Raw genomic sequence first — 12,603 nt, forward strand, 5'->3', positions numbered from 1 at the left:
ACTCTCCTGCCCGACCCTGCCGAGGAGATGTTTCACGTGAAACCGATCGACCCGCGCCTGCTGCGGTACGCCCGTTCCACCCGCCTCTTCCTGGGGGCGGTGGTACTCCTCGGGCTTGCCGGAGCGGGGCTGGTCGTCGGTCAGGCGATGCTCATCGCCGAGATCGTGGTCGGCGCCTTCGAGCAGGGCCTCGGCGCCGGTGAGCTGCGTACCCCGCTGCTGCTGCTCGCCGCGGTGGCCCTCGGGCGCGGTCTGGTCGCGTGGCTCACGGAACTGGCGGCGCACCGCGCCGGTGCGGCGGTCAAGTCCGAGTTGCGGGTGCGGCTGCTGGACCGTGCCGCCGACCTGGGACCCGACCCCTCCGTCAGCCGGCGGACCGGTTCGCTGGTGGCCCTGGCCACCCGGGGGGTGGACGCCCTCGACGACTACTTCTCCCGGTACCTGCCCCAGCTCGGGCTCGCCGTCGTCGTACCGGTTGCGGTCCTCGCCCGGATCGTCACGGAGGACTGGGTGTCGGCGGCCATCATCGTGGTCACCCTGCCGCTGATCCCACTCTTCATGATTCTGATCGGCATGGCCACCCAGTCCCGGATGGACCGCCAGTGGCGGCTGCTGTCGCGGCTGTCGGGACACTTCCTGGACGTGGTGGCCGGACTTCCGACGCTGAAGGTCTTCGGACGAGCCAAGGCCCAGGCCGAGTCGATCCGCAAGATCACCGACGACTACCGCCAGGCCACGATGCGCACGCTGCGCATCGCCTTCCTCTCCTCGTTCGCGCTGGAACTGCTCGCCACGCTGTCGGTCGCCCTGGTCGCGGTGACCATCGGCATGCGGCTCGTCCACGGCGAACTCGACCTCTACACAGGACTGGTCATCCTGATCCTGGCGCCGGAGGCCTACCTGCCGCTGCGGCAGGTGGGGGCCCAGTACCACGCCGCCGCCGAGGGCCTTGCCGCGGCGGAAGAGATCTTCGAGGTGCTGGAGACCGAGCCACCCGCGACGGGCGGCGGCGTCCGGGTGCCGGACTCGGAGCTGCGGATCGAGTTCGACGCGGTCGAGGTGCGCTACGAGGGCCGGAGCGTGAGCTCGCCCGGTCCCGTGTCCCTGGTCGTGGAGCCCGGCGAGTGCGTCGCCCTCACCGGGCCGAGCGGCGCGGGCAAGTCCACGCTGCTGAACGTACTCCTGGGCTTCGTCACGCCGACGGCCGGACGGGTCCGGATCGGCGGCGTCGACCAGGCGGAACTGTCCCTCGAACAGTGGCGTGAGCGGATCGCGTGGGTGCCGCAGCGGCCGCACCTCTTCGCGGGGAGCATCTGCGAGAACGTACGGCTGGCTCGGCCCGGGGCCGACGACGAGGACGTGGAATCGGCGCTCCGAGACGCCGGGGCGTGGGAGTTCGTGTCCGCGCTGCCGGGCGGGATCCGCACCGCGCTGGGTGAGGGCGGGGTCGGCCTGTCGGCGGGACAGCGGCAGCGGCTCGCGCTGGCCCGGGCGTTCCTCGCCGACCGTCCGGTGCTGCTGCTGGACGAACCGACGGCGGCCCTCGACGGGGAGACGGAGGCCGCCGTCGTGGACGCCGTACGGCGCCTCGCAGTGGGCCGGACCGTCCTGTTGGTGGTGCACCGCCCGGCTCTGCTGGCCGTTGCCGACCGGGTGGTGGCGGTCGGTGAGGGAGCTCCCGGGCCCGAGTCCTCCGTGGAACCGCTCGGCGGGCCCGTGGCGGAGGTCGCCGGGAACGCGGCGTCCGCCGCCACGCCGCCGCGTGCCCCGGTCACGGTGGCGGACCCCGGGGAGTGGATCCTCGGGCCCACCACCGAACGGGCCGCCGCGGGGGGCGGGACCGGGACGGGCGGCGGAGATCCGCTGAGCCGGGTGCGGGCCGCGGCCGCCGCCTGGCAGGGCAGGTTCAGGCTCGGACTGCTGCTCGGGGCACTCGCCGTCGGGTGCAGCGTCGGGTTGTTGGCGGTGTCGGGGTGGCTCATCTCGCGGGCCTCCGAGCAGCCGCCGGTGCTCTACCTGATGGTCGCCGTCACGGCGACGCGCGCCTTCGGTCTGGGCCGCGCCGTGTTCCGCTACGCCGAGCGACTCGTCTCGCACGACGCCGTCCTGCGGATGCTGGCCGACCTGCGGGTCTCCGTGTACCGCCGGCTGGAGCGGATCGCCCCCGCCGGGCTCCGCGAGCAGCGGCGCGGGGACCTGCTGTCCCGGCTCGTGGCCGACGCCGACGCGCTCCAGGACTATTGGTTGCGCTGGCTGCTCCCGGTCGGCACCGCGGTGCTCGTCGGAACCGGGTCGGTGGCGTTCACCGCCTGGTTGCTGCCCGAGGCAGGTGCGGTCCTGGCGGTGGGTCTGCTCGTGGCCGGCGTCGGGGTGCCCCTGGTCAGCGGTGCCTGCGCGCGGCGCGCCGAGCGGCGGCTGGCGCCGGCCCGGGGCGAGCTCGCCACCCGGGCGGCCGATCTGCTCACGGGTACGGCCGAACTGACCGTCGCCGGGGCCCTGGCCGGCCGCAAGGACCTGACGCGGGAGAGCGACGGGGTGCTGACCCGGATCGCCTCGCGCGGCGCCTTCGCCACCGGGCTGGGTGGCGGGTTGTCCGCGCTGGTCTGCGGGCTGACGGTGGTGTTCGCCGCGCTCGCGGGCGCGGCCGCCGTCGCCGGAGGACGGCTTTCCGGGGTGTCCATGGCAGTGGTCGTACTGACCCCGCTCGCCGCGTTCGAAGCGGTCAGCGGACTCCCGCTCGCGGTCCAGTACCGCCAACGGGTCCGTCGGAGCGCCGAGCGGGTCTACGAGGTCCTCGACGCCCCGGTGCCCGTGGTCGAGCCGGCCGAACCCCTGGAGGCGCCGGCCTCGCCCTTCCCGCTGCGACTGACCGGCCTCACCGCGCGCCACCCGGGGCAGGAACGGGACGCCCTGCGCGGGATGGACCTGACGCTGGAAGCGGGCCGGCGCATCGCCGTGGTCGGGCCCTCCGGCTCCGGCAAGACGACGCTGGCGCAGGTGCTGCTGCGGTTCCTTGACCCGAGCGACGGCACGTACACCCTGGGCGGGATCGACGTGCGCGCCCTCGACGGCGACGACGTGCGCCGCGCGGTGGGACTGTGCGCCCAGGACGCCCACCTGTTCGACAGCTCCGTCCGTGAGAACCTCCGGCTCGCGCGTACCGGGGCGAGCGAGGCCGAGCTGCGCGAGGCGCTGGCGGCGGCCCGGCTGCTGGAGTGGGTCGACGGACTTCCGGACGGCCCGGACACCCTGGTCGGTGAACACGGTGAGCGGATCTCGGGCGGGCAGCGGCAGCGGTTGGCCCTGGCCCGGGCGCTGCTGGCGGACTTCCCCGTACTGGTCCTGGACGAGCCCGCCGAACACCTGGACCTCGCCACCGCGGACGCCCTGACCGCGGACCTGCTGGCCGCGACCGAGGGCCGGACCACCGTACTGATCACGCACCGGCTCGCCGGGCTGGAGGCCGTCGACGAGGTGCTGGTCCTGGACCGGGGAGCCGTCGTGCAGCGCGGCGCGTACGCGGAGCTGGCCGCCGTCGAAGGGCCGCTGCGCCGCCTCCTGGAGCGGGAGCGGGAAGCCGACGGGTTGCCCGCCGGCCGCGGCTGAGGCCGTCCCGGCGGCTTCGCCGGGGCCGGTCGGGGGCCGGTCCGGGGCACGCCGGTCGGCACGTTCCGACTGCTGCGACTTTCCCCACCAAAGGGGACTAACTAGGCTCAAGGTCATGTCAGCCCAGGAGTCTCAGGAATCACCGGAACCGACCCGCGGAGCACCGGACCCGCTGGAGGCCGCCACCCAGGCCACCCGGAGTCTGCAGGGGCTGTCCACCGAGCTGACCGCTCGGGTGCCGCAACTGCTGGAGGCCATGCGATCGGTCGGTACCGGCCTCGAACTGCACTCCACGCTCGACCGGATCTGCGAGACGGCCGCCGAGCTCGCGGACGCCCGGTACGCCGCGATCGGAGTCGTCGACACGGAGGGGCGCGGTCTCTCGGACTTCGTCACCTTCGGCATCGGCAAGGAACAGGCCCGCAGGATCGGGCACCGCCCGGACGGCAAGCGGGGTCTGCTCGGCGCGCTCATCTCGCATCCCGACACGGTGCAGCTCGCCGACCTGACGAAGGACCCGAGGTCGGCGGGTTTTCCGGCGAACCATCCGCCCATGAAGACCTTCCTCGGCGTCCCGATCCGGGTGCAGGGGGAGATCTTCGGCAATCTGTACCTCGCCGAGAAGAACGGCGGAGTCGCCTTCAACGACTACGACGTCCACATGGTCCGGGTCCTGGCCACCGAGGCGGGCATCGCGATCGGCAACGCCCGCCTGTACGAGGCCGCCACCCAGCGCGAGCGCTGGATCGACGGTTCGGTGGCCGTCACCACGGCCCTCCTCTCCGGCGGGGACGCGGACGACGCCCTCTCGGTCGTGGCCGAACAGGCCCGCAGGCTGGCCGACTCCGCCGCCGGGATCGTGATGCTGCCGGCGGAGGAGGGCGGGATGGAGATCGTCGCCGTCTCGGCCGAGAACCCGGCCACGTCGCTGGGAGTGGTGATCCCCGCCGAGAGCCCGGTGGTGGGACGGCTGCTGGAGGGCGAGCCGGTGTTCGTCGATGACGCGGCCGGCGACCCCCGCATGATCGGCAGACTGACCAGCCAGTACGGGCCGTGCATGATGCTCCCGCTGCACAGCGGCGGGCGGGTGCTGGGCGCGCTGGTGACCCCGCGGGCCCGGGGGCAGCGACCGTTCACCGAAGCGGAGCGGACCCTGGCCACGCAGTTCGCCTCGCAGGCGGCCCTCGCGCTGATGATGGCCGAGGCACAGCGCGACCGGGAGCGTCTCGCGGTGTTCGAGGACCGCGACCGGATCGCCCGCGACCTGCACGACCTCGTGATCCAGCGGTTGTTCGCGACGGGGATGATGCTGGAGGGCGCGCAGCGCAGGTCCATCGTCCCGGAGGTCCGGGACGGGGTGGGCAAGGCCGTGGATGAGCTGGACGTGACGATCCAGGAGATCCGCACCGCGATCTTCGCGCTCCAGCAGGGCCCGGCGGAGGCCCCGTCCGGGCTGCGCACCCGGGTGTTGCGGGAGATCAACATGGCCGCCGTGCCGTTGGGCTTCAAGCCGGCCCACCGCTTCCTCGGCCCGATCGACGCCGTCGTCGGCGAGCTCGTCGGCAAGAACCTGATCGCCGCCCTGCGTGAAGCGCTCTCCAACGCGTTCCGACACTCGGAGGCGTCCCGGATCGAGGTGGTCCTGGACTCGACCGTCACCCTGGCGGACGGGCGCCCCGGAGTACGTCTGGAGGTCGCCGACGACGGAGTGGGCATCCCGGAGGGTGGGCGCCGCAGCGGACTGCGGAACCTGCGCCGACGGGCCGAGTCGCTGGGCGGGGCGAGCTCCTACGGCCCGGGCATCGGGGAGGACGGGGGCGGGACCACCCTCGTGTGGGAGGCCCCGCTCTGAGACGACCGTCAGCGCGGGTGCGTCGTGCGTTCGGAGAGGATGCGCTCGATGACCACGGCGACCCCGTCCTCGTTGTTGGCGACGGTCCGGCCGGACGCGGCGGCGATCACATCCGGGTGGGCGTTGCCCATCGCGTACGAGGTCCCTGCCCAGCGGAGCATCTCCACGTCGTTCGGCATGTCCCCGAAAGCGACCACCTCGGCGGGAGTGATACCGCGCTCGGCGCAGCACAACGCCAAGGTACTGGCCTTGGAGATGCCGAGCCCGCTGACCTCCAGCAGGGAGGTCGGGCTGGAACGCGTGATCGAGGCATAGGCGCCGGCAGCCGAGCGGGCCAGGGCCAGGAACTCGTCCGGGCCCAGTTCGGCGTGGTGCGCGAGCACCTTGAGGACCGGCGCCGCGCTGCCGTCGAGCTCCTCGCTCAGCAGCTTCTCCGCAGTGGCCACGGCGGCGCCCGGGTCCTGGAAGAACGGGGGGTAGGTCGGCTCGTAGTTGATGCCGGTGGTCAGCTCGACGGCGAAGGACGTACCGGGCGCGGCGGCGCGCAGGGTGTTCACCACCGTCAGCGCGGTGGCCCGGGGCAGCGCCCGGACCTCCACGAACTCTCCTCCGGCGCGAAGGTCGACGACGGCGGCGCCGTTCGCGCAGATCGCCAGACCGTGGCCGTGCACGTGATCGCTGACCACGCCCATCCAGCGGGCCGGGCGGCCCGTGACGAAGAAGACCTCGATCCCGGCTTCCTCGGCGGCGGCGAGGGCGGCGATCGTGCGGGGCGAGACGGATTTGTCGTCGCGCAGCAGGGTGCCGTCGAGATCGGTGGCGATGAGCCGGGTCGCTGGGGTTGGCCCGTCCGGGCGCTGGGGAGCCGAGGTCACGGACCCATCTTCGCCCATGAGTACCTACCGACCGACCACGTTCGGCTGGAGATGTTTCACGTGAAACCGACGAATTTTCCACCGGTGTTTCACGTGAAACGTTGGCCCCGCCCGGGTTCGAGGTGGGGCGGGAGGGGCGTGATGTGCGAGGGGCGCGCGCGTCGCCGTAGGCTCGAACGCATGAGTTTGCGTCTGAGCACTGTGATCCTCCCGGTCCGCGGCTGGCACGAAGGGGGCCGCGACCAGTGGCAGCGGGCCGAGCGTCTCGGGTTCCACACCGCATACACCTATGACCACCTGAGCTGGCGGACCTTCCGCGACGGCCCGTGGTTCGGTGCGGTGCCCACCCTGACCGCGGCGGCCGCCGCCACCGAGTCGATCCGCCTGGGCACGCTGGTCACCTCGCCGAACTTCCGGCATCCGGTGACCCTCGCCAAGGACCTCATGACGCTGGACGACATCTCCGGTGGGCGCATCACCCTCGGCATCGGCGCCGGCGGCAACGGCTTCGACGCGGTCGCGCTGGGGCAGGAGCAGTGGTCCCCCCGGGAGCGGGCCGACCGCTTCGCCGAGTTCGTACCGCTGCTGGACCGCCTGCTGACCGAGGGAGCGGTCACCCACCACGGGACGTTCTACTCCGCCGAGGAGGCCCGCAACATTCCCGGGTGCGTACAGCGCCCCCGGCTTCCCTTCGCCGTGGCCGCGACGGGCCCACGCGGGGTGAAGCTCGCCGCGAACCTGGGCCAGGCCTGGGTGACGGCCGGTGACCCGAAGGTGTTCGAGGGCACGCCCGAGCAGTCGCTGGAGGCGCTGCGCGGCCAGGTGGGCAAGCTGGAGAAGGCCTTGGCGGAGATCGGGCGGGAGTCCGACACCATCGAGAAGGTGCTGCTGACCGGGTTCACCCCGGAACGCGGCACGATGCTGGAGTCCGTGGACGCCTTCGTCGATTTCGCGGGACGCCACCGTGAGCTGGGCTTCACCGAACTGGTCATCCACGCGCCCATCGCCGACTCCGACTTCGCCGCGGACGAGGCCGTCTTCGAGAAGATCGCCACCGAGGCACTCGCGCAACTGGACGCCTGACCGACGCAGCACCGACACGCCGTGCCACGGCACCACGACACCGGCCCCGACCCCGCACCGCTTCGAGCGTTGCGGGAGCCGGGGCCGGGGCCCGTGTCAGGACGTCGGGCGTCCCGCACCGGGACTCAGGACGTCAGGGCCGCCACGGTCCGTTCCGCCTGTGGCAGCAGCCACTCAGGGACGACCTCCGCGGGCAGCGCCTTGATCTCCTCGACCAGCGCCGCGATCCGTGCGGCTCCCGCTTCGGGGCGTCCCAGTTCCTGCTCGGTCCAGGCGGCGTTGTTCAGGCACTGGAAACGGCCCGGCAGGTAGTCGGTGCCCAGGTCCGCGTAGAGGGCGGCCGCCCGCTCCCACAGGACGACCTCCTCCAGCCTCAGCGCCTCGATCCGGTCCGCGCTCAACCTGCCGGGAGCCTCGGACGCCCCGCCCCGCGCCTCGTCCCGGTCTTCCGCGCCACCCTCGGCCGCGCCCTCATCGTCCTGCTCCTGCGTGCCGACCTGTCGGTCCAGGACCTGCGCGATCTGGTGCCAGGTCTGCGCCAGCTCCGACCGCAGCTCCGGGGACTGCGGATCGGTGGCCAGCGCCTCCTCCAGCACTCCGGCCGCCTCGTCCATCCGGATCCGGGCCGCCGCCACCGAGGCCTCGTCGACGCGCTCACGAAGGCCCAGCCAGGCCAGCGACCGCAGGATCCGGACTTCGGCGATCACGGCGCCGCCGACCTGCCGGTGCAGTTCCAGGGACCGCAGGTAGGCGGCGACGGCCTCCTCCACCAGACCGGCGTCGGAGAGACAGTCGGCGGCGGACTGGGCGAAGCCCGCCTGCGGTCGCGGGTCCTCCCATCCCCGGACCAGTTCGGCCGCCAACAGGTACTGCTCCGCCGCGGGCCGGGACTCGCGAAGTTCCCGCAGCAGGTCGCCCAGGAACTCCCGGGCCGCCACGGCCTGGCCCTCACCGTGCTCCAGCAGGTCGGGCAGGGTCGACTGGAGCACCTCCGCCGCGTCGGCGTTGCGGTCGTCCTGCGCGTAGGCGCGGGCCAGCAGCAGCCGGGCCTGCGCCCCGCCGTCGGCGGTCAGGCCGGCCTGGTCGAACCAGTGCGCCGCCGTCAGGGAGTGCTCGGCGGCCTCCGCCGCCCCGTCCGGCCGGCGCAGCAGGATGTCCGCCAGGGTGAGCCGCACGATCCCCTGCTCCTCGGGGTCCGTCACCTCGGCGGAGTGCTCCAGCGCCTCCCGCGCCACTTCCTCCGCCTCCGCGAACCGGTCCAGTGACCTCAGCACCCCGGCCCGCAGGACCAGCGGGTCCGGTGCCAGCCACGGCCGGCCGGCCCGGACGGAACGGGCGGCGGAGGCGTCCAGCAGCGCCAGCGCACGCTCGGTGTCGCCCTGGGAGAGGGCCACCCTGCCCAGTAGTTCCTCGGCTTCCGAGATCACGTCCGACAGCTCCTTGCCGGAGGTGTCGCTCTCCGCGTGCACGGCGACGAAGTCGGCCAGCGCAGACGCGAGCAGCGCGCTGCCGGCGTCGTGATCGTGGCCGTGCCCGTGGCTCGCGTCGGTTGCGTCGTCGGCGTGTTCCCGCGCCGCCTCGACGGACCGCAGGTAGGGCTCCAGGCGGATCGCGGCGAGTTCCGCGAGCGCGATCCGGCGGGTTCGCGCCGGGTCGGCCGGGTCCAGGGCCACGGCGGACCGGGTGGCCGCCGTCAGCAGGGCCCGTACCTCCCCCGGTTCCGCCCCGGCCTGTGCGGCGACACTGGCCAGCCGCAGCTCGGCGAGGGCCGCGCGGGAGCCCTGCCCCAATGCCCGGTACGTGTCCCGGGCCGCGGTCAGGAGCCGGCCGGCGTCCTCGGCGCCGGCCCGCGCCGCGACCAGCGCGTGATGGTCGGCCACGTCCGCGGCCACCAGGGGCTCCACCTGCGACGCGGGGAGCGCGGCCACCCGTGCGGCCACGGCGGCCCACAGCGCTCCGGAGCCCGGATGCCCCAGTTCCCGCGCGTCCCGGGCCCGCTCCACCAACTCGGCGAAGCCCTCGGTGGCGGGCGCGCCCGTGGAACCGGTGGCCGCGGGGGAGACCGGGGACGTCGGCCGGGGTGCGGGCGGGGCGGGGGTCGGCAGCGCGGCACTGCGCACCCCGAGCGGCAGGACGTCGACGAGCGGCGTCTGCGCGATGCGGGTCAGGAAGCGCTCGGAGACACGGGTGGTGCCGTTGCGGACGTCGAAGCGCTCCGCGATGTGCCGGGCCTCGGCGTACAGGATCCCGTGCAGTTCGTCGACGGTGCGGGCGGCGCCGCCGAAGGGCACCGTCGGGTCGGCGCCGTGTCCGAGTTCGGACAGCCGCCGCAGCAGGACGAGGACGCCGCCGTAGAAGTCCATCTGCGTCTTGACGTCCGCGAGGGGGCGCAGGTGGGTGCCGTGCTCGGCGAGGATCTCCACGCCGCGCGCCTCGTTGCCGGTGAGGGCGCAGAACTCGATGTGTTGGCCGATCGCCCGCAGCAGCCCCTCCTTGCCGCGTGCCATGCGGTATCCGCGCAGGTGGTGGGCGCGGGCGTCGTCGGTGCGGCCGAGGCGCAGCAGCGGGCGCAGCGACCGGGCCAGGACCCGGTGCGGCTCCTCCATGCAGGTCTGCCCGCCGTTCAGGACGGGCTCCCAGACCTCGATCGCCCTGGCGTCCTCGCCCTTGCCCGCCCAGTAGGAGCCCTGGGAATTCGTCTCGCAGGCGTGGCAGTCGCTCATCGCGTCGCGGTCGGCCGCCCGCCACCGGGCCATGGCCCGTTCGGCCCGATCGTCGTCCCCGATGGCGTCCGCGAGGAAGTACTCGGACTGCCGTACGGCGCGTTCTCCGTACCCGGCGATCCGGTAGCGCTTCTCCATGTCGTCGAGGTAGCCGGTGATGGCCGCGATGGGAACGTCGGGCGTGCTGATGATCTGTCCGGACACCCACTTGAAGCGCCAGAAGAGGGAGTGGACGTCGCTCGCGTCGAAGGCCCCGGGATCGCGGTCGTACTCCTGGAGGAGGCGGGCGAAGGGGACCACCATGCGGCTGCGCTCGGAGCTGTACTCGTAGGCGTCGATCTGGGTGACCAGGGCCTGGCGGAACACGTCGGGGTCGCCGCAGGTCTCGGCCGCGGCGGTCAGCGCCTCGGCCTGTGCGTTGCGTGCGGCGCCCTGCGGCAGACGGTGGTTCTCGTACAGCGCCTGCCGGATCTCTTCGGCCGTCATGCCGCTCACTGGCTGTCCTTCGGGTTCTCGACGGAGTGGGTCGCCCATTCCAGGAGCCCGAGGAAGGCCCGGTTGAGCAGGGTGGAGTCGGCGGGCCGCAGCGGTCGCTGGGACATCAGCAGCGCCTGCCCGTAGAGGGATTCGACGGCGGTGCCGGTCAGGGTCGCGTCGGGCAGTCCCGCGATCCGTCGGATCAGCGGGTTGTTGTGGTTGAGGACCAGGCGGGCGCGCGGTCCCGAACCGCGCAGCGAGCCGAGGATGCCGCTCCACAGGCTGTCGGCGTTGTCGAGCGCTGCCGTGCGGTCGCGTTCCTGACGGGCCTGCCGGTCGTCGAGGTAGAGGGCGGGCACGGAGACGGGCTGGAAGGCGCGCAGCACCACGTCGCACGCCTGGGGTTCCAGGCGGGTGCGGGCGGTCGACAGGAAGGCGGCGAGGGACAGTTCGACATCGGTGGGGACGGGGTCGAGGCGCTCGGTGACGGCGCCGGCGTCGAGCTCGGTGACCTTGAGGTCGGGGCGTACGGAGGGGAGCAGGGCGAGCAGGTCGGCGTCGTAGGTGTAGCCGGCGTTGATGACGCCCAGGCCGTGGGCCGCGGCGATCGGGGCGATCTGGCGGAATTCCTCGACGGTGTGCGTGTAGTGGATGTCGCTGTGGGCGGCCGCGAACTCCTCCAGGCTCATCGAGCCGTCGCTGGTCTCGAACGGCAGCCAGGGCAGCATCAGCCCGAGGAGCTCGGCGTCATGTCGGGCGAGGGACTTCACCCCGAGGTGGTGGACGCCCATGAAGGCGGCCAGACGCTCCGGTTCGCTCGCGGCGAGCTCGGTCAGCCAGGCCCGGATGCGGCCGCCGAGCGCCTCGCGCACGGCGGCCAGCGTCTCGTCGTCGTAGAGGTTCTCGCGGGAGGCCGTGGGGCGCAGCGTGTCCGTGTCCAGGACGACGCGGACGAAGAACGCCCAGTCCGGCAGCAGGTTGGAGGCCTGGTCGGTGAGCAGCATGCCCTTGAGGTGGACGCGGTGTCCGGCCCGGTGGGCGGGGCTGGTCGGTTCGGGCAGGACGTACGCGACTCCGCGCACTCCGGCCACCGGCAGGTCGAGGTCGATGGTGTCGAGCGGGGTGAAGCCGAACAGCCGCGTGCAGTGGCCGGCGAGCGCGACGCGGCGCGCGGCGGGGGTCGGGAAGGGGCGGTCCCAGACGGCGGGCCGGTCGGTGACCGGTCGGGGCGCACCGCCTTCGCCGTCGTCGAAGGTGATGTCGTAGGGGAGCAGGGAGCCGTAGTCACGGGCGAGCCGTTCGACCCTGGCGGGCTCGGTCCACTCCTCGGAACCGGGACGCCCCTCCAGGTGGACGGTGGTTCCGGGCTCCGGCCGGGCTTCGTGCGGGAGTTCGCGGACGGTGTAGGAGCCGTCGTCGGTGGCCAACCATTCGACGGGCACGGCCTCGGGGTCGCGGGCGGAGCGGGTGATGACGCGGATCTGCCGGGCGACGACGAAGCAGGCGAGCAGTCCGATGCCGAACTGGCCGAGGAACTCCTGGCGGGTGGTTTCCAGGCCGTGCTCGCCGCCGCGCTTGGAGCTGCGGCCGATGGTGGCGAGGAGGGAGTGGGCTTCCGCGGTGGTCAGGCCGATGCCGGAGTCCTCGATGGTGACCCGTCCGGCCGTGGCCGACAGCCGGATGTGGACCCGTGCGCCGGGCTCGTGGGCCTGCCGGGCGGTGACGGCGTCGACGGCGTTCTGGAGGAGTTCGCGGACGTAGACGCGGGGGCTGGAGTAGAGGTGGTGCGACAGCAGGTCGACCAGGCCGCGCAGGTCGACCTGGAAGCTGTTGACGGCGGTCTCCTCGTCGGAGGCCGAGGCCGGGGAGGAGGCCGCGGAGGAATCCGACGGTGAGGGGGACGGGGGCCGGGGTGTGGACGTCATGAGGCGTCACCTCGCTTGCTCGCATGGGATGGTCGGCGATCGCGAGGTACCCCCCCTCACGG

Annotated in this window: 6 protein-coding genes; 3 read left to right on the forward strand and 3 right to left on the reverse strand. The window is 73.2% G+C overall.

Annotated features, from left to right (window positions below; genetic code table 11):
• Positions 1–36 precede the first annotated feature (36 nt).
• Together cydD and ACZ58N_RS22710 are read left to right on the forward strand one after the other, a co-directional pair.
• A complete protein-coding gene (gene cydD / locus ACZ58N_RS22705; protein WP_471162758.1) occupies positions 37–3,606 on the forward strand; it encodes a thiol reductant ABC exporter subunit CydD in 3,570 nt (1,189 codons plus the stop codon).
• 115 nt (positions 3,607–3,721) lie between these two features.
• Positions 3,722–5,458 (forward strand): sensor histidine kinase, encoded by a 1,737-nt coding sequence (locus tag ACZ58N_RS22710; protein WP_471162761.1) that lies wholly within the window; start codon positions 3,722–3,724, stop codon positions 5,456–5,458.
• An 8-nt stretch (positions 5,459–5,466) separates the two neighbouring features.
• On the opposite strand, the gene ACZ58N_RS22715 is transcribed toward ACZ58N_RS22710, so the two are convergent.
• Entirely contained in the window at positions 5,467–6,351 is an 885-nt protein-coding gene (locus ACZ58N_RS22715; protein WP_471162765.1) for a Cof-type HAD-IIB family hydrolase, read from the reverse strand.
• Between the two features lie 162 nt (positions 6,352–6,513).
• On the opposite strand from ACZ58N_RS22715, the gene ACZ58N_RS22720 reads away from it, so the two are divergent.
• Entirely contained in the window at positions 6,514–7,416 is a 903-nt protein-coding gene (locus ACZ58N_RS22720) for an LLM class flavin-dependent oxidoreductase (RefSeq protein ID WP_471162767.1), read from the forward strand.
• A 125-nt stretch (positions 7,417–7,541) separates the two neighbouring features.
• Here the strand turns inward: ACZ58N_RS22720 and ACZ58N_RS22725 are convergent, their stop codons facing one another.
• Together ACZ58N_RS22725 and ACZ58N_RS22730 are read right to left on the reverse strand one after the other, a co-directional pair.
• Complete coding sequence (locus ACZ58N_RS22725) at positions 7,542–10,634, reverse strand: tetratricopeptide repeat protein (RefSeq protein WP_471162769.1); 3,093 nt, start codon at positions 10,632–10,634, stop codon at positions 7,542–7,544.
• On the reverse strand, positions 10,631–12,541 hold the full coding sequence (locus ACZ58N_RS22730; protein ID WP_471162771.1) for an HSP90 family protein: 1,911 nt from the start codon (positions 12,539–12,541) through the stop codon (positions 10,631–10,633). Before ACZ58N_RS22730 ends, ACZ58N_RS22725 begins: the two co-directional genes overlap by 4 nt.
• Positions 12,542–12,603 lie beyond the last annotated feature (62 nt).

It is taken from the genome of Streptomyces sp. NPDC040432 (assembly GCF_055595445.1).

Excerpts from the sequence above, each read along its gene's own strand:
- ACZ58N_RS22715 (WP_471162765.1), bottom strand. The coding sequence starts at position 6,351 with ATGGGCGAAGATGGGTCCGTGACCTCGGCTCCCCAGCGCCCGGACGGG.
- ACZ58N_RS22730 (WP_471162771.1), bottom strand. The coding sequence starts at position 12,541 with ATGACGTCCACACCCCGGCCCCCGTCCCCCTCACCGTCGGATTCCTCC.
- ACZ58N_RS22720 (WP_471162767.1), top strand. The coding sequence starts at position 6,514 with ATGAGTTTGCGTCTGAGCACTGTGATCCTCCCGGTCCGCGGCTGGCAC.
- ACZ58N_RS22710 (WP_471162761.1), top strand. The coding sequence starts at position 3,722 with ATGTCAGCCCAGGAGTCTCAGGAATCACCGGAACCGACCCGCGGAGCA.